The sequence below is a fragment of the Nocardia sp. NPDC088792 genome (assembly GCF_044750615.1).
Classification (GTDB): domain Bacteria; phylum Actinomycetota; class Actinomycetes; order Mycobacteriales; family Mycobacteriaceae; genus Nocardia.
This window is the reverse complement of sequence record NZ_JBIVKC010000007.1, coordinates 471961-493828: the sequence shown is the minus strand read 5'-3', so window position 1 is coordinate 493828 and position 21868 is coordinate 471961. Positions and strand designations below refer to the sequence as shown.

Genomic DNA, 21868 nt, shown 5'->3' with positions numbered 1-21868 from the left:
ACCGGGTCTGTACCCCGGGGTTTGCTGACGGCAGCGGAGGGTGGCACCGGCGCGTCGGAGAGGGCGAATTAGACTCCCCGTCATGACTCTTGCCGCACAATTCGCTCGCGTCCCGCATCCCGCGCCATTGGGGGCGCAGCGGCGGCAGGAGATTCTCGCGGAGCCCGGGTTCGGGCGGTTCTTTACCGATCACATGGTGTCGCTGGACTACGTGGACGGGCAGTGGACCAACGGCAAGGTCGAGCCCTACGGGCCGATGACCATGGATCCGGCGACCATGGTGTTCCACTACGGGCAGGCGATCTTCGAGGGGTTGAAGGCGTACCGGCAGGGCGACGGCAGCATCGCCACCTTCCGGGTGGATGCGAACGCGGCGCGGTTCCGGCGGTCGGCGGCTCGGATGGCTATGGCTGAGCTACCCGAGGAGCTGTTCGTCGAGTCGGTGCGGCAGCTGCTCGAGGTGGATGCCGATTGGGTGCCGGCGGCGGGTGGGGAAGAGTCCCTTTATCTGCGGCCGTTCATGTTCTCGACCGAGGTCGGGCTGGGTGTGAAGCCTGCTTCGGGGTACAAGTACCTGTTGCTGGGCTCCCCGGCCGGCGCCTACTTCTCCGGTGCGTTGAAGCCGGTCAAGGTGTGGCTGTCGACCGAGTTCACGCGGGCCGCGCCCGGTGGCACCGGTGAGGCCAAGGTGGCGGGCAACTATGCGGCGTCGCTGCTGGCGCAGCGGCAGGCGGCCGAGCAGGGGTGCGATCAGGTGGTGTGGCTGGATGCTTGCGAGCATCGCTACGTCGAGGAGATGGGCACCAACAATCTGTTCTTCGTGTTCGGCAGCGGGTCGCAGGCGCGGCTGGTGACGCCGGAGCTGTCCGGATCGCTGCTGCCGGGTATCACCCGCGATTCGCTGATCACGCTGGCCGCCGACTCGGGGTACCAGGTGGAGGAGCGGAAGATTTCCGTCGACGAGTGGCGGCGGGGCGTCCAATCCGGTGAGATCACCGAGGTTTTCGGATGCGGGACCGCGGCCGTGGTGATTCCGGTCGGATCGGTGCGTTCGGACGACGGCGATTTCACCATCGGGGACGGGACACCGGGCGAGGTCACTATGGCGTTGCGGGACACGCTCACCGGAATTCAGCGCGGCACCTTCGCTGACCAGCACGGCTGGATGCGCAAGCTCGCCTGACCGTCGACTACGAAAACCGCCCGCTCCGAACCGAATCGGGGCGGGCGTCGTCGTATTCGGGTCCGCGGCCGGGTTATACCAGCTCGATCAGCAACCCCGTAGGTACTCATGAACACCGCATTCCGGGCTACGGTTGATGGGGTGAGGTACGAATTCGTGGTGCTGCCGGTGGGGGCCGTCGCATCACCGGGGGAGGTTGCGGGGTATCTGCGCGCGCAGCAAGGAATTCCGGTCGACGAGCAGTTACGGCTGCTCGCTGCCGGGCTGCGGATGTGGAACGAGGAACTGCCGGTTTCGGCCCGACGCGCGGTGTTGCACGTCGAAGCCGCGGGCATGGCGCTGCGGGTCACGCCCGCGGACGTCGTCGAACGGTGGAGACCGCGGGGGCCGGCCGTCGTCGGTGTCGCGGGCGCTATTCGCTCGGTGCTGGAACGGCTCGTCGACGGGCTGGGATACCAGCTGTACGACGCGGAGAACGGGACACTCTGGACGCCGTAACTCGGATGCCTATGACCGTGCACCAGGTTGGCGTGTAACCGGTTCGAATCGTGACGCCGCCGGTCAGCCCGGCATGAACATCTGCCACTCTTCCAGCGTCTGCGGCCGCATCACGTAATTGTGGCCGCGGATGTGGGACAGCGAGGCGCTGGGCTCATCGGAGTACCAGTGGCCGGGGTAGACGACCGGATCGCCTTGCAGCCCAGCCAGATACCGCAGGCTACGGAACATGGCATCGGAATCGCCGCCGGGGAAATCGGTGCGGCCACAGCCGTCCACGAAGAGCGTGTCGCCCGCGATCAGGCGGTTCTCGAACAGGAAGCACTGACTACCGGGCGTATGGCCGGGGGTGTGCAGGAGTTCGATCTCGAACCCGCCGACCGCGACCTTGTCGCCGTGCGCGTGCCCGGTCAGCTCACTCGGCGCGATGCCGGTGACATTCGCGACCCACGGCAGTTCCTCGGCATTGACGTGCACCGCCACATCGGTCTTCTCCAGCAGCTCCTTCACCCCCCGCAGCGTGAACCCGAGCATGGACCCGCCGACATGATCGGGATGGTGGTGCGTAGCCAGCACACCGGTGAGACGCATCCCGTCCCCCTCGGCGATCTCCACCAGCTGCCCCGCCTCATACGCAGGATCCACGACCACACATTCGCCGCTCTCACGATCGCCGATCAGGTACGCGAAGTTCCGCATCTGAGTGGCGATCGGATCGCCCACGGCCCAATCGCGGCCGGACAGCAGCTGGCGGAAATACAAACGGTCGGAGGCCATACTCCTAAGCCTATTGCGCGCGATGTATCCGCCCCACCCGGACCCGCCCCCACCCCGCACCCGCCCTCAGCCCCACGAGTGGGATCTCACCAAAGTGACACGCCGTCGGAGGCTTTGGTGAGTTCCCCCTCGCGGAGGTGTTGGCGTGTGTCGCGTCTGAAATGCGAAGCCGCCCGCCGGATGTGTCCGGCGGGCGACTTCGTGGCTCGAGTGCGCGGGTGCTACACGCGGACGAGGATGGCTTCGATTTCGTCGGCGGCTTCGGGGCCGTAGGCGTCGCGGAGGCGCTTCATGGCTGCGTCGTGGTCGAGGGTCCAGTCCTGGGGGCCAACGGTTTCCAGGACGAGGACGGCGACCAGGGAGCCGAGCTGGGCGGAGCGTTCCAGGGAGAAGCCGGCGGACTGGCCGGTGAGGAAGCCGGCGCGGAAGGCGTCGCCTACGCCGGTCGGGTCGACCTTGGCGGTGTCGGGGACTACGTCCACGTGGAGTTCGGTGCCGTCGCGGTCGACGATCTTGGCGCCCTTGGAGCCGAGGGTGGTGACGCGAATGCCTACGCGCTCACCGACTTCCGCCTCGGACAGGCCGGTCTTCTGGAGCAGGATGCCCCACTCGTACTCGTTGGTGAACAGGTAGGTGGCGCCGTCGATGAGCTTCAGGATGGTGTCGCCGTCCACGTACGCCAGCTGCTGCGAAGGGTCGGCGGCGAAGGGGATTCCGGCGGTGCGGCACTGTTCGGTGTGGCGCAGCATGGCCTCGGGGTCGTCGGCGCCGATCAGGACCAGCTGGAGGTCGCGGCCGAGCTGGGTGATGTCGATATCACGGGCCTCGCTCATGGCGCCGGGGTAGAAGGAGGCGATCTGGGCCATGGTTTCGTCGGTGGTGCAGACGAAGCGGGCGGTGTGGGCCTCGTTCGAGACGCGGACGGCGGAGCAGTCGACTCCGTTGTCCTCCAGCCACTTCCGGTACTCGCCCCAGTCCTTGCCGACGGCGCCGACCAGCAGCGGGCGCTGGCCGAGCACGCCCATTGCGTACGAGATATTGCCCGCGACCCCGCCCCTGCGGATGGTCAGGTCATCGACGAGGAAGCTGAGCGATACGTGCTGAAGTTGGTCTGCCAGCAGCACATCGGAGAACTTTCCCGGAAAGCGCATGAGGTGATCGGTCGCGATGGACGCGGACACGGCGATGGTCACGGGGAATCCTTCGGTGGGGGTGAACGGCGGGAATCGCCGCAGTAACAAAACTACTCTGTCCGAGACGGATGATTCCACGTCTGGAACGAGGCGAAACACGCAAACAGCGCGGAACCCCCTATTGGGAGGTTCCGCGCTGGGCCCGCGTTATCTCAGTTGAAGCTGTCGCCGCAGGCGCAGGAGCCGGTGGCATTCGGGTTGTCGATGGTGAAACCCTGCTTCTCGATGGTGTCGACGAAGTCGATCGAGGCGCCCTGCACGTAGGGGGCGCTCATCCGGTCGACGGCCAGCTTGACGCCCGCGAACTCGACGATCAGGTCGCCATCGAGGGTGCGGTCATCGAAGAAGAGCTGGTAGCGCAGGCCGGCGCAGCCACCCGGCTGCACGGCGATGCGCAGCGCCAGATCATCGCGGCCTTCCTGATCCAGCAGTGCCTTTGCCTTGGAGGCGGCAGCATCGGTCAGAGCCACACCGTGAGTGGTGGTCTCGTTCTGCACAGTCATGAACTCTCCTAAAGGACCTGTTTTCAACCCGTCAGAGGCGTACGGCTCGACGCCTGTCAACGCCGCTTCGCGGGCGACTATTCCCAATCCTACGCGGAGGGGGTTGCGCGTACTGCGGGTCATCTGTCACTTGTCCTGTTCGCGGGCTTTCCCACGCCGTGACCCGGCGATCATGGTCGCCAGCAGGTAGCTGTGGGCGTGTGCGACACAACAAACAGGCAGACCAGGATTTTCCGGCGGACGTGTCATCGAATAGCCTGGTCGGCGTGAAGTTCCTGCGCCGTGGCGAGTCCAACCCCACAACCGATACCTCCAGCGTCGAAGCCGGTGGTACGGCGACGGTCGAGGACAAGTCGGTCACCCTGAGCAAAGGCCGGCCGACCCCGAAGCGACGAGAGGCCGAAGGCCGCCGTCGCGGCCCGGTCGCACCCGCGCCCAAGACCTCCAAGGAGGCCCGCGCGCGCCGCAAGTCGCTACGCGGGTCCAAGGAGGAACGCAAGGCGAGCTCGTCCGATCGCCGCAAGGAGGCCCAGGACCGGCGCGCCCGCATGCTCGCCGGTGAGGAGCAGTTCCTGATGCCGCGCGACAAGGGACCGGTGCGCGGGTACGTGCGCGACATCGTCGACGCGCGCCGGAACCTGCTGGGCCTGTTCATGCCCCTCGCCGTGGTGTTGATCTTCAGCATGATCCTGTCGCCCGGCCTGCAGGCCATCGTGACGCTGGCCATGCTGATCATGATGGTGTTCATGATTACCGAGGGCTTCATCCTCGGCCGCATCGTGAACCGTCGCGTGCGCGAGCGCTTCCCGGATACGACCGAGCGTCCGATGTCCCTCGGGTGGTACGCCTTCGTGCGCGCCTCGCAGGTGCGCCGCATGCGCGCCCCGAAGCCGCGCGTCAGCGCGGGCGACAGCATCTGAGTTTCGCGGCGCGCGGACTGCGCGCCGCTTGGTTTCGAGTCCGGTTCACGACGGTCCGGTGCTCGAACCCGGTCTGCAGCGGGTCTGAGTTCAGACGCGCCGCTAGGCCGCCTTATCGATGGCCGGCGCGCTCGAGCGCGGTGTCCGGAGACTCGGCCCCTGGTACTCAACGATTGCCGAGCCCGAGCGGTTATCCGTGTTCGCGGTAGGTCGCGATGGCCTGGAGGTCGTGGGCCGCGCGGGGGGCGTCGCGGTCGTCGAAATTGGTGGAGCCGGCCAGGTTCCAGCGCGAATCGCGGTGGAAGGGGACGGCTCGGCCGGCCGCGGACAACAGGGCGACGACGCGGGTGAAGACGTGTCCGCGGTCGGCGGCGGTGACGTGCAGGAAGGTTCCGGGTGCGGGGGTGATGGTGGTCATGACAGGTTTTCGCCTTCCTCTGTGGAATCGGTGGAGCCCCAGGCCATTCCGGCGTAGGTGAAGTAGCCGAGCGCGCAGATGGCGGTTCCGGCGGTGACGATTGCGGTGAGGGGCTGCATGGCTGTAAGTTTTCTATAGAAAACTTACTGCCAACAGTGGCAGTAACGTCATTGTTCGCAAATATTCGGCCAGAAGGGTCGGGTCATGTTGCAGAAGGTCGCCGTCGTCCTGAACGACCACCTCGCCATGTTCGAATTCGGCGTCGTCTGCGAGGTTTTCGGCCTCGACCGCAGCGCCGACGGACTGCCGCTCTTCGACTTCCGGGTCTGCGGGGCCGAACCGGGTAAACCGCTCACCACCAGCTCACCCGGCATTACCGTGGCACCTGAGTACGGGCTCGAGGAACTGGTCGGCGCGGATCTGGTGGCCGTTCCGGCGTTCCCGATCGACCATGGCTGCGACCCGCGGGTCGTGGACGCCGTACGCGCCGCGTCGGAGCGTGGGGCGACCATCCTCACCGTGTGCTCCGGGGCGTTCCTGGCCGGCCAGGCCGGGCTGCTGGACGGGCGCAAGTGCACCACACACTGGCGTTACGTCGACCGGCTCGCCCGGGACTTTCCGCTCGCCACAGTCGATCCCGATGTGCTGTTCGTGGACGAGGGCAATCTCATCACCAGCGCCGGCACCGCCGCCGGCATCGACGCCTGCCTGCATCTGGTGCGACGCGAACTCGGCAGCAGCGTCGCCAATGCCATCGCCCGGCGCATGGTGGTGCCGCCGCAGCGCGACGGCGGGCAGCGGCAGTTCATCGAACGGCCCGTCGTGGACTGCAGCTCCGACAGCCTCAGCGAGACCCTGCACTGGATGGGCGAGAATCTGGACCTTCCGCACACCGTGGAATCCCTCGCCGACCGCACCGCCATGTCCACCCGCACCTTCGCCCGCCGCTTCGCCGCCGAAACCGGCACCACTCCGGTGAAATGGCTTACCGGCCAGCGCATCCTGCTCGCCAAGCAACTCCTCGAAGACACCGACCTCGACCTCGAATCCCTGGCCGGCCGCTGCGGCTTCGGCTCCGGCGCCCTCCTCCGCCACCACTTCCAACGCTCGGTCGGCATCGCCCCCGTCGAATACCGCCGCCGCTTCGGAGCCAGAGCTTCCTGAACCGCGAGTGGGAACCTGTGGTGGGGGCTCATCGCGATTTGCCGCAACAGTTTCCCGCTCGCGGGCGGGGGATTCGTGTTCGGGTGGGGAGGCTACGATTCGCGGTCAGAAAGTTCCAGTGCGTGCACAACCAGACGACGCCGTGAATCCGGTGCGAGCGGTGGGTGCGTGCGGTTGATACCGTGCTGTCGTGTCGCACACTGCTCAAACAACCGATCGGCCGCTGCGGACGCTGGTGCTCGGTGGCGCCCGGTCCGGGAAATCGGCCTTCGCGGAACAGCTGGTCGCGTCGGAAGCGGTGCGATACGTCGCCACCGCCATAGCCGATCCCGACGATCAGGACTTCGCTGAACGCATTGCGGCGCATCGGGCGCGGCGGCCTGCGGCGTGGACGACCGTGGAAGGCGACCCGATCGGGGCCTTGGGCGCGGGCGACGGGGCGACGCTGATCGACGATCTCGGGACTTGGCTCACCGCGCGCATCGATGCGCGCGGGGCGTGGGAATTGCCGCGAGGGAGCGTGGGGCCCGATATCGAGGCGCTGGTTGCGGCGGTTACCGGATATCGGCATCGGCTGGTCATCGTGAGTCCCGAGGTGGGGCTGGGAGTCATTCCCGGGACTGCTTCCGGGCGACTCTTCCGCGACGAGCTCGGCATCCTCAATCAGCGGCTGGCCCAGGTGTGCGACGAGGTCTACCTGGTTGTCGCCGGTCAGGCCCTGCAGATCAAGCCCGATCGCGCCTCGGTAGTGACCGATGCGGTAACCGAGCTCAGTGATGTGTCCGCGGCCGCACTGCGCGATGCCGCGAACCCGGCTGTGGCGCAGGCGGTTCCGGATGTGGTGAGCACGGCGGGGACCATCACTGCCGCGGACGCCGAGTTGTTCGATGTCGACGTGCCACTCGAGTCGGTCGGGGACATCGCGGTCGAAGCTGACGCTGACAGTCCGAATCTGAACAAGCCTCGGGTGCGGATTGCGTTCGGGCCGGTGGCGGGGCCGGATTCGGGGGTGCGGGCTGCTGCGGAGGAGCGGCAGTTGCAGTTGACCAAGCCGGCGGGGGCGTTGGGGCGGTTGGAGCAGCTCGGGAATTGGGTGGCGGCTTGTCAGGGGGTGTGTCCGCCGCGGCAGTTCGAGCGGGCTCGGGTGGTGATCTTCGCGGGGGATCACGGGGTGGCTCGGCACGGGGTGTCGGCTTACCCGAGTGAAGTGACCGGGCAGATGGTGGCCAACTTCCTGCACGGGGGTGCGGCGGTGAATGTGCTGGCGCGCTTGGCCGATGCGACCGTGCGGGTGGAAGACATTGCCGTCGAAGGGGATACGGCGCCGGAGATTTCGCGGCACAAGGTGCGGCGGTCCAGCGGGTCGATCGATCGCGAAGACGCGCTGACCGAGGCCGAGGTGCAGGCGGCGCTGGCCGCCGGCGCCACCATTGCCGACGAGGAGATCGATTCCGGCGCGGACCTTCTCATCGCCGGTGAAATGGGAATCGGCAACACCACGCCCGCGACCGTGCTGATTGCCGCCGTGACCGACACCGAACCGGTGGTCGCGGTGGGGCGCGGCACCGGCGTCGACGATGCGGGCTGGATTCGCAAGACCGCGGCCATTCGTGACGCCATGTGGCGGGCGCGGCCGGTCGTCAAGGACCCGGTTGCCTTGCTGCGCACCGCATCCGGCGCGGACCTGACGGCCATGGCGGGCTTCCTGGCCCGTGCGGCCGCCCGCCGCACCCCGGTGATCCTGGACGGCGTGGTGGTCACCGCCGCCGCCCTGGTGGCCGATCAACTGGCGCCCGGCTCCCGCGCTTGGTGGATCGCCGGTCACCGTTCCAGCGAGCCCGCCCACAAGATCGCCTTGGACCGCCTGGAACTGGAGCCGCTGCTCGAAATGAGCATGCGCCTGGGCGAGGGCTCTGGCGCGCTCACCGCCCTCCCGCTCGTCCGCGCGGCCGTCGCCACCCTCTCCGATATGGCGACCTTCGCCGATGCCGGAGTGAGCACTGCCGACGCCGCAGAAACCGCCGGTGCATAACAGCCTCCGAACCATTGCCGCCGAACCGTATTCGGCGGCAATGCGAGGGCGGGCGACATCCGCTGTTCGATCATCGCCGGGCAGGACGATGCGGCCGCGCAAGTCGGTGTGGTTGGGCAAGGCGATTCGGCCGGGCGACACGACGTGGCCGGGCGTTTCCGGTGAGGTTGGGGTGGCTGGTCTGCGGGGAATCGTTGTGCGCGAGGTGTGGTGGTGAATGGGTTGCGGTTGGCGGTTTCGTGGTTGACCGTGTTGCCGGTGCGAGGGCCGGAGCAGGTGGATCGGGAGGCCGCTGGGCGGGCTATTGGGTGGGCGCCTGTGGTGGGGGTATTGGTCGGGGCAGGAGCGGCCGGGGTGCTTTGGGGGATAGGGGCTTTGGGGGGAAGTTGGCTGCTGGGGGGACTCGTGGCGGTGGCGGGGCTGGCGTTGGTTACACGGGGGATGCATGTCGACGGGCTGGCCGACACCATGGACGGGCTCGGAAGCTATGGGCCGCCGGAGCGGGCCCGGGAGATCATGAAGAGTGGCGGGGCCGGGCCGTTCGGGGTGGCTGCGCTGGTGTTCGTCATTGGGATTCAAGCGGTTTCGTTTGCCGGGCTGGCCGAAAGCGGGCGGTGGCTCGCCGTGGTGGTCGCTGTCGCGGTGGGGCGGGTGGCGGTGGTGCTCGCCTGTAGGCGGGGGATCGAGGCGGCGCCGGGGGCCGGGTTCGGTGCGCTGGTGGCGGGGACTCGAGGACCGGTCGCGGCGGCCGTGTGGGGTGGGATCGCGCTGGTGGCGGCAGGATTCGCGGGCGGGAATTGGTGGCAGGGGCCGATTGCCGTCGCGCTCGCGCTGGCGGTGTCCGTGGTGCTGGTGCGCCATTGTGTGCGGAGGTTCGGCGGGCTGAACGGTGATGTGCTCGGCGCCGCACTGGAAATCAGCGTCACCGTGGCGGCCTGCGTGCTGTCCTTCCGCTGACTCGCGCACTACTCGCTGAGCGGGTGTCGGGTGACACTCGGCTGGGGGTGTTGGGCGACACTCCGAGGGACGCGCCGGGGGTGGGTGACGGAGTTATTGCGGCTCGCAATCCGACTGGCCAGTGGTGGCGAATACAGCGTGTTCGGCTGTCTCGTCACCGTGTTCGCCGAGGATGGAGTCACCATGCGGTGGATATTCCTGCTGCCCGTTTTGTTCGCGGTGATCGCCGTGATCGTGTTCGTGGTCGGGGATCGTGTACGGCCCAAGGCTTGGCGGAAGGAGGAGGACGAAGAGGGCGCGCACACCATGGTGCTGGACCTGGTGAACATGTTCTTTGCCGCCATTGTCGCTTTTGTCGTGGTGATCTGCTGGCAGAGCTATGACGATGCGCATTCGCATACCGTGGCCGAGGCCAAGGGCCTGGTGAGCGTGTACCAGGCGGCGCACGATCTGCCCGAGCCGTATCGCAGCAATATCGAGGGGCTCACCCGCGAGTACACGAAAGAGGTTGTGACTCAGGAATGGTCGACCATGGACCGGCACCAGCGGCTCGACGACAAGGTGCAGGGCACCTTCGATGAACTGCGTGCCGCGGTCGACTCCGTGCCGACGACCGACCCGAATGTGAAGGACACCCAGGACAAAGCGTCCACCGCACTGGATGCGGCCTCCGACGCACGCTATGACCGTGGGCTGGATGCCGGGTACCGCATGCCGACGATTCTCTATGTCGCGCTGTGGTTCGGCACGGTCATGCTGCTGCTCGGCACGGTGCTCGCCGGTGTGGTGGTGACCAAGCGAAATCTGCTGATGACGGCGCTGTTCGGCGTCGTGGTCGGCACCGTGATGCTGTCGATCTACCAGCTCGATCGCCCGTTCTCCGGCGGCAATGTGGTGCCACGGGACGCCTACACGCTGGCGCAGCAACGGTACGACCAGCTCGGAAAGATGCCGGTGCCCGACAGCTCGGCTTCCGGCGCTCCCGCACCCAATATGCCGGTGTCGAGTGGGGTGCCGAACCGATGAACGGGAATCGGCTGCCCGCCTGGACGAGGCGGGCCGAATGACCAGAACAGGCAGAGCCGCAAGAGGATTGGCGGCGGTGTCCGCGGTGCCCGTGGCGGCGGTGCTGCTCGCAGGCCCCACAGCGGCGGATCCGGGTCTCCCCGATGTGATCGATCAGATTGCCAGCGGCAGTGCGGGCGGGCCCTCGGGCAGCGCCGGTCCCGGGGCGGTGGATGCGCCGTCGGGTAGTGCGCTATCGCTCGGAAGCGGCAGCGGTGCAACAGGTTCCGGGGCGGGCAGCTCCGCGACGGGGAGCGGGCTCGGCCTGAGCGTGGGCCGAGTCGCGGGTGGCGGCGCCTACCTCGGGAACGGAAGTTCGGCCACCGGGAGCAATAGCGGTAGCGCCATCGGTGCGAATCCCGTGAATCTCGCACTCTCGGATGGGCATGCGCTGGCCGCGCCGAAGGCCGCGACCGCGTTGGGCGGCCAGGTGGCGGCCCCGAATACCTTGGGTGGTCTGGCCGGGCTGGACTCCGGCAGTGTGGCGACCGCGTGCGCAGGTAGTGCTGTACTCGGCAGTGCCGCACTCGGATTGGGCATTCTCACCGGCAGTTCGCTCGGCTCCGGCGTCGGCAGCGCCCTCGGCAGTTCGCTGGGGTCCGGTCTGGTCGGCCCCGGCTTGTGGCCGGGACTCTGGCCCGGCTCCAGCCTGGTGGGTTCGGGCTCCAGCGGAGCGGGTAGCGCGGCGATCGGCAGTACCGCCACCGGCAGCGCCCTGCTGACCTGCCTGCTCCTGCTCCCCGTCCAGGTGCAGGAACCCGCCATCCCCCTGCAGATTCCGTCACCGCCGGCGCCCGTGATCCCCGCCGCCGCCCCGATCATCCCGCCGCCGCCTCCACCACCGCCGCGGGTCATACCTCCGATCCCCCCGCCACCCGTCGTAATACCCCCACCCCCCGCCCGGCCCGCGTACGTGGCATCCACCCCGGTCCCCACGCCCGTGAGCTGGACCACCCTGCAGATGATGACGGTCATGATCATCGCCATCATCGCCGCCGCCCGCGCCAAGATGCGTCGCCGCTTGTAAGCTGCGCGCCCGCGGCAACAGCGTCTCGCGCCAAGATGTGTCGCCGCTTCTAGGCCGCGAGCCCGAGGCGGCAGCTCGCGCCAAGATATGGCGCTGCTTCTAGGCTGCGAGCCTGAGGTGGCGTCTCGTGCCGAGATGTGTCGCCGTTACTAGGCTGCGCGCCCGCGGTAACAGCGTCTCGCGCCGCTGTCTGCTGTCGGCGGCGCGGGCGCTACATCAGCGGGAGTCAGTTGCGGAACTTGGTTTCGAGTTCCTTTGCGGTGGATTGCAAGTCGGTGGCGGGGGTGTTCTCGAAGATGCCTTGGAAGCCGGCTTCGGCCTTGATGGCGGCTTCGACGTCCGGGTCGTGGTAGATCTGCACGAGCTTCAGGTAGGTGGGGTTGTCCTTGTCGGCGGCTCGGGCGGCGAAGATGTTGATGTATTGCTTCAGGTCGGGGCGGTTGGGGTCGTCGGTGTAGATGATCTGGGATGGGGTGAGGCCGGCCTGCTGGGCCCAGGTGTCGTCGACGAAGGCGGCGTCGACGCTGTCCAGTGACGGGGCGGTGAGGGTGGGGTCGATGGTGGTGAGGCGCACCTTCGAGGCGGGTTTGTCGACGTCCTCGAGTTTGGAGTCCCAGCTGGGGCCGTTCTTCAGGACGATCAATCCGGCGGCGGCGAGGCTGAGCAGCGGGCGCACTTGGTTCGCCGGGTTGTTGCTCAGGGTGATTTCGCCACCAGCGGGGATGTCGGTGACCGACTTGTGCTTCTTCGAGTACAACGTCAGCGGATAGATCTCGGCGGCGCCGATCGGGACCAGGGTGTCGTTGTTCCTGGCGTCGTAGTTGGCCAGGTAGCGGACGTGCTGGAACTTGTTGAGGTCGATCTGCCCTTGGGAGAGCGCGGGATTGGGCTGGTTGTAGTCGGTGAAGTTGGTGAAGCTCACCGTGATGCCGGCGTCGGCGGCCTTCTTCTTGAAGACGTCCCAATGCGGTTGTGCGAGATCGTTCACACCGATGCGGACCACATTGTCGTGGTGTTCCCCGCCACAGGCGGCGGTCAAGGCCAGGCTCAACAGCAGGGGAAACACCAGGTAGCGGCGCAATTTTCGCATCTCACGCAAGCTAGGCGACTGGTACGTACCAGCGCGAGGCTTTCACTCGCCCGGATCGCAATCATTGCCGGTCGATTGCCCGCACGGTTGCATGGCCGGGTTCGATTTCGAGCATTCATGAAGAACCACGAGCATGCGGGAGCACGAGTGAAATTCCATCGGGTACTGGCGATCCCGGTCCTGGTAGCGGCAGTCGCGGGCCTCACCCTCACGGCAACGGCGTGCAGCAGCAATACCTCCGACGGCAATACCGTCCGCATCGGCACCACGGAGACCGACCCGCAGTGGGACGTCTTCAAGGACGAGGCCAAGGCGCAGGGCATCAATGTCGACATCGTCCATTACTCGGACTACTCGCAGCCCAATCAGGCGTTGTCGCAGAAGCAGATCGACGTGAATCTGTTCCAGCACCTGCAGTTCCTCGGCCAGTACAACGTCGCCAACAATCAGGATCTGACGCCCATCGGGGCCACCCAGATCGTGCCGCTGGGCCTGTACTCCAAGAAGCACAAGGCGCTGGCCGACATTCCGCAGGGCGGCGAGATCGCGGTGCCGAACGATCCCACCAATCAGGCGCGTGCCCTGTTCGTGCTGCAGGCGGCCGGGCTGTTGAAGCTCGCCGACAGCAACCCGCAGCCCACGCCCGCCGATATCGACAAGGGCGCGTCCAAGGTGAAGGTCACCCCAGTCGACGCCGCGCAGACGGCGCTGTCGCTGGCTTCCGTGGACGGGTCCGTGGTCAACAACACCTACCTGGAGCGTTCCGGTATCGACCCGAATTCCGCGCTGTACAAGGATGATCCGAACAGCCCGGGCGCTGCGCCGTACATCAACGCCTTCGTCACCCGCGCCGCGGACAAGAGCAACCCCACTTACCTGAAGCTCGTGGACATCTGGCACGACCCGGAGGTGCAGAAGGCGGTCGCCGAGAACTCCAAGGGCACCGCGGTCGAGGTCACCAAGAACGGACCGGAGCTGGAACAGATCCTGCAGCGGGTGCAGCAGACCATCCGCGACACCAAGTGAGCGAGAATCCCGCCGCAGCAGTCGAATTCCGTTCGGTCACCAAGGTTTTCGAGGCCGGCAAACAGAGTCACACCGCGCTCTCGGATATCGATCTGCGGATCGAACGGGGCGAGATCTTCGGTGTGATCGGCTATTCCGGCGCGGGCAAGAGCACCCTGGTGCGCCTGATCAACGCGCTGGAGAAGCCGACCAGCGGCACCGTGCTCATCTCCGGCGACCCCATCACCGGGGTCCCGGAGTCGCGGGTGCGGCAGTTGCGGCGCGATATCGGCATGGTGTTCCAGCAGTTCAACCTTTTCCGTTCGCGCACCGCGGCCGGGAATATCGAATACCCGCTGAAGGTCGCGGGCTGGCCACGTGCGCGGCGCAAGGCGCGCGTGGCGGAACTGCTGGAGTTCGTGGGGCTCACCGAGAAGGCGCGCAGTTACCCGGATCAGCTGTCCGGTGGGCAGAAGCAGCGGGTGGGCATCGCGCGGGCGCTGGCCACCTCGCCGTCGCTGCTGCTGGCCGACGAGGCGACCTCGGCGCTGGATCCGGAGACCACGCAGGAGGTGCTGCGGCTGCTGCAGAAGATCAATCGCGAGCTCGGCGTCACCATCGTCGTGATCACCCACGAGATGGATGTGATCCGGGCGGTGGCCGACCGGGTCGCGGTGCTGGCCGAGGGCCGGATCGTGGAATTGGCGAGCACTTTCGAGGTGTTCGCCGCACCACAAGCCGTGCCGACGCGCTCGTTCGTCGAGACGGTGCTGCACAACCGGCCGAGCGCAGATGAGCTGAAGCGGCTGGGCGAGCGGCACTCCGGGCGGCTCGTCACCGTGGACATCGACGATGAGCGCGGTATCGGGGACGCGCTCGCCACCGCCGCACATGCCGGTGTGCGGTTCGAGGTGGTCTACGGCGGCGTGAGTGCCTTGCAGGACAAGACCTTCGGCAGCGTGACGCTGGCCCTCGAAGGTCCGGACGACGCGGTGAACAAGGTCGTCGACGAGCTGGAGCGGAGGGCGGTCGTATGAGCGTCGTTGACGCGAGCTGGTCTGCGGCCGAGACGAATTACACGGCCGCACAGGTGAAGTGGAGCGCAACCGAGGTGAATTACGCGGCCGTGCACACGGACTGGGATCGGCTGCGGCCCGTGCTGGGCGATGCCGTCGGCACCACCATCTACCTGGTGGGCCTGACCTTCGTGGTCGGCGGCATCATCGGCCTGGCGCTGGGTACCGCGCTGTACACCACCCGCAAGGGCGGTCTACTGGCCAATGCCCCGATCAATGTGGTGCTCAACGTGGTGGTGAACGTGGTGCGCCCCATCCCGTTCATCATCCTGCTGGCCGCGCTGGGGCCGGTCACGCTGAAGGTCGTCGGCACCACGATCGGCACCGATGCGGCGGCCTTCGTGATGATCGTCGCCGCCTCCTTCGGCATTGCCCGCATTGTCGAGCAGAACCTGGTGACCGTGGATCCGGGTGTGATCGAAGCGGCGCGCGCGATGGGCGCGGGTCCGCTGCGCATCATTCTGACCCTGCTGATCCCGGAAGCGCTGGGCCCCTTGGTCCTCGGGTACACCTTCGTCGTGATTGCCATCGTCGACATGTCGGCCATGGCGGGCACCGTGGGCGGCGGCGGTCTCGGCGACTTCGCACTGGTCTACGGCTATCAACGATTCGACTGGCAGGTCACCCTGGTGGCGACGCTGGTCATCATCGCGGGGGTACAAGGCATCCAGTTCCTCGGAAACTGGTTGGCCCGCAGGGTATTGCGGCGTTGAGGGGACGGGCCCGGAACCACTGGTTCCGGGCCCGTGCCGTATTTCCGGTCGGGCCCGGTGCGTCCGGCCCCTATGCCTGCCTAGCCGAAGATGCCGCCGAGCATGCCGCCGTTCTGGCCGGCTTGCTGCCCGCGGCCCTCGCCGCCGAGGAAGCCGCCCGGCGGTTGTTCCGAGGGCTGGACTACGACGAAGCCCTGGCCCGAAAAGGCAAGGGTCAGACCCTCTCCGGTGCTGCGGCCGATGAGGCGGCCGAAGCCGAAGGAATCATTGCGCTTGATGCCGGTCTGCAAGCCGGAGGACCAGGCCACCGCCGCTTGCGGATCGGCATAGGTGGCTTGATCGACGTTCAGCACCACCGGATGTCCGTGGGTGATGATGGCGATGCGCCCGCGCCCGGCGAACACGCAGTTGAAGAACCCTGCATTGGAGGCGTATCCGGCGGCGCCCTGCATGAGGCGGATGTCGTAGCGCAGGCTCGGGTCGAAGGCGAGGACGTTCGCGCCGTTGATGGTCAGCCCGTCGGTTCCGTCGAGGTCGATGGTGTGCACGTCGGAGGCGCCGTTGGCCAGGAACAGGTCTCCGCGCCCCGACACCTTCATGAGTGGCACGCCCTCGCCGGTCAGCCGCTGCTGGATGGCCCGCCCGATCCCGCCCGCGCCCAGGGCCTGGAACTTCAGGTCGCCCTGGTACGCCACCATCGATCCGGCGCGCGCCATGACCTCACCGTTCACCGCGACCCGGATCATCTTGCCGTTCTGCTTCTGGATCCCGGCGCCTCGGACCTCGGCGTGCGCTGGGCTGAAGAGGTCGCTCTGCATCGGCTGGGCTCCTTGCTGCGGGGTAAACGTAGTCGGCGGGACCGGCGGATCGACCTGGTTGGAAAGCGGCATCGGCGGATATACCGGGGCGCCGGGGATCGCCGGGGGCGGGTCGCCCTGCCCCGGACTGGGATTCGGCGGGTTCAGCGGATGGATCGGGGGTGGCGGGGTGGCCGAGGTTTCGTGTGCTCCGGGGACGGTCCGGGATGCCATGGGTTCGGGTTCGTCGTCTATGTTGACGCCGAAGGCGGTGGCGATGCCGGTGAGGCCGTCGTCGTAGCCCTGGCCTACGGCGCGGACTTTCCAGGTGTCGGCGCGGCGGTAGATTTCTATGCCGACGACGGCTGTTTCGGTGGCCAGGCCGGTCATGGGGAAAGTCAGTGTGGCGGTGTCGGATTCGATGATGGCGGTGACCTGGCCGGCGGCGGCGAAGGTGGTGGGGCCGGTGCCGTCGAGGCTGGCGGTGACTATGACCGTGTCGATTTCGGGTGGGAGAGCGCTGGTTCGGATGTCGACCAGGTCGGGGCCGCCGGCACCGTTGCGGTAGGTGACGCCGGGGCCGATGGGTTGGTTGAAGAAGATGAAGTCGCCGTCGGCGCGGACCTTGCCGTCGGGGCCCAGCAGGAGGGCCGAGACGTCGAGTGGGGCAGCAGAAGTCACGGTGATGAGCATTCGATCGCCCGGGGCGGGGCGGTTTTCACCGCGCGCGAGCGTTGTCACCGGCTCCTCGTTCCAGCTGTATGTAGTTCCGGATGGAAGCGTTCACGGACCGAAGTCTCTCCTGAGATCGGGAAAATCGCCACTGTGGGCGGTGAATGGTCGGTTGACCAGCGCATTTCCGACACGCCCAGGAATTGGAGGGGTGTCATCGGAGTGGCTCGGGGCGATTAAGGTCCGTTTCGGGAAAACGATCGGTCTCATTGGTGCGGTGTCCTGGGAGGACGGCGAATGGCATTCCCGAAGGCTGCTCGTCACACCGCATACGGGTGCTGCCTGCTGCTGGCCGCCGGTAGCGGTGTCGCGGCGGCGGATCCCGCACCGCAGCAGGGGGATCTGTCCGCGACGCTGGCAGCCGCCATCTCTCGTGACCTCGGCCTCGACGCGACCCATTATCTGGCGCGCGCGGAGCAGGCCGCGCACCTCGCGGATTTCGAAACCGTGGCGCGGGTCGGGTATCGCGACTCGTTCGCGGGCGTCCGCATGGACGGGGATCGCCCCATCGTCGCCCTGGCGAAGGGCGGCAGCCGCGCCGATGCGGGAAAAGCCGCTGAGCGAGCCGGATTCACCGTCGAGGACGTGACCTACAGTGAGACGGCGCTGCACCTGCGCCGGGATGCGGTGCTGCGCTGGATCAGTGGACAGCCGGCGAATATCACCAGGACGGTCTACGGCGACGGGATCGATGTCGCACACAATGATGTCGTGCTGCACGCCACCGGCGCGCCGCAACTGCCGCCCGTGCCGCCGGAGCTGGGGCCGGTGCGGGTGGTCAGCGCGGGGGAGCCGTCGGTGGGACCCTCGCCGGAATCGACCGGGGTGCAGCCGCTGGTGATCAGCGCGCCCGGCAGCGATTACCTGGGTGGCCGCGCCTTCGCGTTCAACGTGCGCGGTATGACCGCGCGCTGTTCGGTGGCGTTCAACGGCACCGACGCCAAAGGGGGCACGGTGTTCGTCACGGCCGGGCACTGCGATCCGGCCAACCTCGACCCGAGCCTGAAAGGCTCGGGGCCGCAGCCGGTCTACGACTACTCCGACGGCAAGCGAGGCGAAGAACTCGGCACCATCGAGACCTCCAACTTCGGGCCACACGACTTCTCGATCGTGCACGTACGCGATGAGCAGGCGGCTCGCTTCCGGAACAACCTGGTATCCACCGAGACTCGTGGCGATTCCGGCAAACCGGCACCCGCCGGCGGCAGCGTGGGTTCCAACGACCAGACGAATCTGGCGCCGAGCGGAAGCGGTGGTGAGGCGGCCGCGGCCGAGGCCGCGACTCCGGGAGTACCGCTGGGCGCCGCCTCCGAACCGCTGCACATCGACGGCACCGCGTCCCCCGTGCTGGGTGCACCGGCCTGCAAATCCGGCTCCATCTCCGGATTCACCTGCGGCACGGTCCTCGAGGTCGGCCGCACCTATTCGGTCGGCACCCTGCCGGGCCGCTCCGACAAGGTCACCGTCCAGGGCTTCTTCCGGGTGAACACCTGTGGCGTGCACGGTGACAGCGGCGGCTCGATCATGACCGGCACCAAGGCGCTCGGCATAGTCAGCGCCAGCACCTCCGCCGACGCCTGCTCACCCGTCGGTTCCATCACCGCTCAGCCGATCGACGCCGTCCTCGCCGCTGTCCCGGGACTCCGGATCCGCACGAGCTGACCCGCCGCAGCGCCCACCGAACTTCGCTCGGCCCAGCTGCACTCTCCCCGCGGCCGAATTCGCTACGGGGACCGGCGCATTCCGGCCTCGCGGCCCCAGCCGGCGATGCGGAGCTGCAGGGGGCGGAGTTTGTCGTAGAAGATATTGCGTAGCTGTTCCGGGGCGGAGGGGCGCTGGGGGTCCACGTCGTCTACCGCGAGGGAGATGGCGGCCAGTTCGGCGAAGAAGTCGTCGCGCTGGGCGGGGAGTCCGATGCGGTCCTGGGGTTCCAGGCGGGAATCCGATTGCAGGTCGGCGTATTTGGCGCGGATGGCGGCGTCGACCTCGTCGATGCGCTCGCGGAGCCAGACGCGGAGGGCGCTGGGCGTCTGTTGCATGATGACGATTTCGCGGATGGCGGGGATGGCCATGGCCTCTTGGATGAGGTCTTCGAGTTTCTCGTGGACACGGGGCCAAGCCACGAAGTCACCGGCCTGGAAGGCGTCGCGGCCTTCCGTTTCGAGGGCCTCGCGGCGCATGCGGAAGGCGGGGGCGCGATCCGGCGCTACGCGTTGCAGGTACAGGACGAGGTCGTCGAGGGATTCCAGCTTCCGTTCGAAGTCCGCGAGCGGGGGTTCCAAGTAGTCTTCGGGGCCGCGGCTGTTGAGCAGGCCCTGCAGGATGGTTTCCACCTCCAGCAGCAGGTGGTGGGCCTTGGCCTGGTCCTGGGTGCGGGCCACCAGGGGGTCGAGGGCGGCGAGGCGGGTCTCGATTTCCGGTTCGGCCTTGGCGGCCTCGGCGCGGTGCACTTCGCGGCCGGCTTGGCGCCAGTCGGTGCGGGCCGCGGCGGCGCGGGAACGCAATTCGGTCCAGGGGGCGACCTCGCGTACCGGGATCTCGATGGCCGCGGTGGCGCTGCGATCCAGGTGCGGGATGCGGACCGCGGCGTGAATGGTCCAGCCGACCGCGAATTCGAGGGTGAGTTCGACCGCGGTGCCGGGTTCCAGATCGTCGGGCAGATCGCGGATGCGGACGGTGCCGATGGGGATCCAGCCCTCGTAGAGGCGCACGGCCAGGGTGGTGCCGCGGGTCGCGGTCTCCAGGCGCTGGAAGACGCGGTGCGGAATCTTGGTGCCCGCCTTAACGACTCGGCACAGTTGCCGATCCAGCAGCTCCACCGAGAAGTCGTGGGCGAGGATATCGCCGGCCAGATCCGGTACCGCCGGACCGGATTCGACGCGCACCCCCACCTGTTCGGCGGCGATCTCCACACCGTCGGCGAGCACCCGGACGGTGCATTCGCCGGTATCGCCCAGCGGCACTTCGATGAACAGGAAGGTGCCGGTCTCGTCGAGGCGCTCGCGCAGCACCTCCCCGCCGGCGGGCCGGACCTCGACCATCAGCTCCGCGGCCTCGATCTCCCCGCGCAGCACCCGGCCCGCGATATCGACCGAATCACCTTCCGGCACCAGGTTTTCCAGCTCCAGGATGCTGCGGCGAGTGGCCAGACCGCCCGCCTTCAGGGCCGCGCCGACCGCGACCACCAGTTCCGGATGGAACAGCCGCGGGGTGAGCCCGAAGCGTCCGGCCAGCAGCTCGGCCACCAGCGGCACCCGCGACGAGCCGCCGACCAGCACGATCTCGTCCAGATCCGCGAGGGCGAGCCGCGCCTTGCCCAGGGCCTCGGCGCAGCGGTCCAGGGTGCCGCGGACATGACCGTCGATGAGCCGGTTGAACTCGTGACGGCTCAGCGGCAGGTTGACGGACATGGGCAGGCCGGCGCGATCTTCGAGGTCCTGATCGATGATCTCGGTTTCGGTCTCGCGGGTCAGTTCGTGTTTGGCGGTCTCGGCCAGCGCCAGCAGGCGGGCCAGTCGTTCGGCGTCGGCCGGGTCGCCGGGTTCCACGCGCAGGTCGTAGGCGGGGAGCTGGGCGATCATCCAGTCGACGATGGCCTGGTCGAAGTCGTAGCCGCCGAGATAGCGGTCGCCGTCGAAGGATCGGCTGCTGAAGCCGTCCGCCGGATCCCAGGACACCACCGAGGTGTCGAAGGTGCCGCCGCCCAGGTCGTAGACCAGGAAGCGGCGCGATTCCGCGGCGGACCCGCCGTTCTCGTGCATATGCGCCAGCGCCGCCGCGACCGGTTCCATGAGGGTTTCGGCCACCTCCAGCCCGGCCGCCGCGCCCGCCTGCGTGGTCTGGGTCTTGGCGCTGGTCTCGAAGTAGGCCGGGACGGTGATGACGGCGCGGTCGATCGGCACGCCCAGCGCCTGCTCGGCCACCGATTTGAGATGCCGCAGCAGATGCACCGACGCCTGCAGCGGGGTCAGCGTCGCATGGCCCGCCGTGACCGGCTGATCGGTGCCCATATTCCGTTTGAAGAACATGGCCGGCGGCGTACCCGGCCGGCGCGCTTTACGTTTCGCGAGCGCGCCCACCAGCGGCGTGCCGTCGGGGGCGATCCACACCGCCGACGGAGTGGTCAGCGAGAGATCCGGATTGGCGACCAGCAGCGCGCCGCCCAGCGGGCGCAGGCGACGGCTGTCGATGAGCTCCTGCTTGTTCGGGATATCGGCATCGGCCGGAATGGCGATGCAGCAGTTGGTGGTCCCCAGATCGATGCCGGCGACGATGCTCATGCGGAGGGCTCCTGGTCGGTCGGGGCAGGCAGCAAGGCGAGCAGCACCCGATAGTCGAGGCCGGCCGCGGGCTCGTGAGCGGGGGCTTCGGTTGCGGTGGAAAGGGTTCGGCTCAATTCGAGCAGGTTGTTCAAGTCCGCGAGATCGTCGCCGGACGGTTCGGGGCGGTGGGTGATCAGCTCGGCCGCGATGCGGGCGCGCGGGGTCGCGAGCTGCTCCTCGGCCTCGTTCACCTGTGCGACCGTCAGGATCTCGCCGAACAGCGGAAAACGCTTGGCGTCGTACGAGATCCGCTTGCGCCGGGCGGCGATGCGGGCGCGAGTGGCGGCGCGGTCGGCGGTCGGGTCGACATCCAGGACCTGGAAGGCCGTCTCGTAGTAGGGATTACGGTCACGCCACGACCAGAGGTTCATTGCTGCTCCGATTTCGATAGAGGAG

General features: G+C 67.7%; 21 protein-coding genes. 12 read left to right on the top strand and 9 right to left on the bottom strand.

Annotated features, from left to right (window positions below; all coding sequences use genetic code 11):
* Nucleotides 1–82: 82 nt before the first annotated feature.
* Nucleotides 83–1183, top strand: a complete 1101-nt coding sequence (locus ACIP5Y_RS42220; protein ID WP_400358850.1) for a branched-chain amino acid aminotransferase — start codon at nt 83–85, stop codon at nt 1181–1183.
* Between the two features lie 141 nt (nt 1184–1324).
* Entirely contained in the window at nt 1325–1681 is a 357-nt protein-coding gene (locus ACIP5Y_RS42215; RefSeq protein ID WP_400358848.1) for a hypothetical protein, read from the top strand.
* Nucleotides 1682–1744: 63 nt separating this feature from the next.
* On the opposite strand, the gene ACIP5Y_RS42210 is transcribed toward ACIP5Y_RS42215, so the two are convergent.
* The 3 genes from ACIP5Y_RS42210 to ACIP5Y_RS42200 form a co-directional block, all read right to left on the bottom strand.
* Nucleotides 1745–2458, bottom strand: coding sequence for an MBL fold metallo-hydrolase (locus ACIP5Y_RS42210; RefSeq protein WP_400358846.1), 714 nt, complete (start codon nt 2456–2458; stop codon nt 1745–1747).
* Between the two features lie 221 nt (nt 2459–2679).
* Entirely contained in the window at nt 2680–3651 is a 972-nt protein-coding gene (locus tag ACIP5Y_RS42205) for a carbohydrate kinase family protein (protein ID WP_400358845.1), read from the bottom strand.
* A 152-nt stretch (nt 3652–3803) separates the two neighbouring features.
* On the bottom strand, nt 3804–4154 hold the full coding sequence (locus tag ACIP5Y_RS42200; protein WP_400358844.1) for a HesB/IscA family protein: 351 nt from the start codon (nt 4152–4154) through the stop codon (nt 3804–3806).
* 242 nt (nt 4155–4396) lie between these two features.
* On the opposite strand from ACIP5Y_RS42200, the gene ACIP5Y_RS42195 reads away from it, so the two are divergent.
* Entirely contained in the window at nt 4397–5074 is a 678-nt protein-coding gene (locus ACIP5Y_RS42195) for a DUF3043 domain-containing protein (protein ID WP_400358842.1), read from the top strand.
* Between the two features lie 190 nt (nt 5075–5264).
* Here the strand turns inward: ACIP5Y_RS42195 and ACIP5Y_RS42190 are convergent, their stop codons facing one another.
* Entirely contained in the window at nt 5265–5492 is a 228-nt protein-coding gene (locus tag ACIP5Y_RS42190) for a hypothetical protein (RefSeq protein ID WP_400358840.1), read from the bottom strand.
* Nucleotides 5489–5611, bottom strand: coding sequence for a hypothetical protein (locus ACIP5Y_RS42185; RefSeq protein WP_400358838.1), 123 nt, complete (start codon nt 5609–5611; stop codon nt 5489–5491). The genes ACIP5Y_RS42190 and ACIP5Y_RS42185 overlap by 4 nt, the downstream gene beginning before the upstream one ends.
* Before the next feature lie 85 nt (nt 5612–5696).
* Here ACIP5Y_RS42185 and ACIP5Y_RS42180 point away from each other — a divergent pair, with 85 nt between their 5' ends.
* The 5 genes from ACIP5Y_RS42180 (at nt 5697) to ACIP5Y_RS42160 (ending at nt 11737) form a co-directional block, all read left to right on the top strand.
* Entirely contained in the window at nt 5697–6656 is a 960-nt protein-coding gene (locus ACIP5Y_RS42180) for a helix-turn-helix domain-containing protein (protein WP_400358836.1), read from the top strand.
* Nucleotides 6657–6846: 190 nt separating this feature from the next.
* Complete coding sequence (gene cobT, locus ACIP5Y_RS42175; RefSeq protein ID WP_400358834.1) at nt 6847–8688, top strand: nicotinate-nucleotide--dimethylbenzimidazole phosphoribosyltransferase; 1842 nt, start codon at nt 6847–6849, stop codon at nt 8686–8688.
* A 213-nt stretch (nt 8689–8901) separates the two neighbouring features.
* Entirely contained in the window at nt 8902–9645 is a 744-nt protein-coding gene (locus tag ACIP5Y_RS42170; RefSeq protein ID WP_400358832.1) for an adenosylcobinamide-GDP ribazoletransferase, read from the top strand.
* Nucleotides 9646–9729: 84 nt separating this feature from the next.
* A complete protein-coding gene (locus ACIP5Y_RS42165; RefSeq protein ID WP_400358831.1) occupies nt 9730–10671 on the top strand; it encodes a DUF4239 domain-containing protein in 942 nt (313 codons plus the stop codon).
* 76 nt (nt 10672–10747) lie between these two features.
* Nucleotides 10748–11737, top strand: coding sequence for a hypothetical protein (locus ACIP5Y_RS42160; protein ID WP_400358829.1), 990 nt, complete (start codon nt 10748–10750; stop codon nt 11735–11737).
* 226 nt (nt 11738–11963) lie between these two features.
* Here the strand turns inward: ACIP5Y_RS42160 and ACIP5Y_RS42155 are convergent, their stop codons facing one another.
* Nucleotides 11964–12827, bottom strand: a complete 864-nt coding sequence (locus tag ACIP5Y_RS42155; RefSeq protein ID WP_400358827.1) for a MetQ/NlpA family ABC transporter substrate-binding protein — start codon at nt 12825–12827, stop codon at nt 11964–11966.
* Nucleotides 12828–12974: 147 nt separating this feature from the next.
* On the opposite strand from ACIP5Y_RS42155, the gene ACIP5Y_RS42150 reads away from it, so the two are divergent.
* From ACIP5Y_RS42150 to ACIP5Y_RS42140, 3 genes are all read left to right on the top strand, one after another.
* Nucleotides 12975–13853: a MetQ/NlpA family ABC transporter substrate-binding protein gene (locus ACIP5Y_RS42150; RefSeq protein WP_400358826.1), complete on the top strand. Its 879-nt coding sequence runs from the start codon at nt 12975–12977 to the stop codon at nt 13851–13853.
* Entirely contained in the window at nt 13850–14869 is a 1020-nt protein-coding gene (locus tag ACIP5Y_RS42145; protein WP_400358824.1) for a methionine ABC transporter ATP-binding protein, read from the top strand. Before ACIP5Y_RS42150 ends, ACIP5Y_RS42145 begins: the two co-directional genes overlap by 4 nt.
* 89 nt (nt 14870–14958) lie before the next feature.
* Nucleotides 14959–15621: a methionine ABC transporter permease gene (locus tag ACIP5Y_RS42140; protein WP_400359016.1), complete on the top strand. Its 663-nt coding sequence runs from the start codon at nt 14959–14961 to the stop codon at nt 15619–15621.
* A gap of 80 nt (nt 15622–15701) precedes the next feature.
* Here the strand turns inward: ACIP5Y_RS42140 and ACIP5Y_RS42135 are convergent, their stop codons facing one another.
* On the bottom strand, nt 15702–17159 hold the full coding sequence (locus ACIP5Y_RS42135) for an AIM24 family protein (protein ID WP_400358821.1): 1458 nt from the start codon (nt 17157–17159) through the stop codon (nt 15702–15704).
* 228 nt (nt 17160–17387) lie between these two features.
* Here ACIP5Y_RS42135 and ACIP5Y_RS42130 point away from each other — a divergent pair, with 228 nt between their 5' ends.
* The gene (locus tag ACIP5Y_RS42130; RefSeq protein ID WP_400358820.1) at nt 17388–18812 is read left to right on the top strand and encodes a S1 family peptidase; all 1425 of its coding nucleotides are present in this window, start codon (nt 17388–17390) and stop codon (nt 18810–18812) included.
* A gap of 62 nt (nt 18813–18874) precedes the next feature.
* On the opposite strand, the gene ACIP5Y_RS42125 is transcribed toward ACIP5Y_RS42130, so the two are convergent.
* Nucleotides 18875–21430, bottom strand: coding sequence for an Hsp70 family protein (locus ACIP5Y_RS42125; protein WP_400358818.1), 2556 nt, complete (start codon nt 21428–21430; stop codon nt 18875–18877).
* Nucleotides 21427–21843: a hypothetical protein gene (locus ACIP5Y_RS42120; RefSeq protein ID WP_400358816.1), complete on the bottom strand. Its 417-nt coding sequence runs from the start codon at nt 21841–21843 to the stop codon at nt 21427–21429. Before ACIP5Y_RS42120 ends, ACIP5Y_RS42125 begins: the two co-directional genes overlap by 4 nt.
* Between the last annotated feature and the right edge of the window lie 25 nt (nt 21844–21868).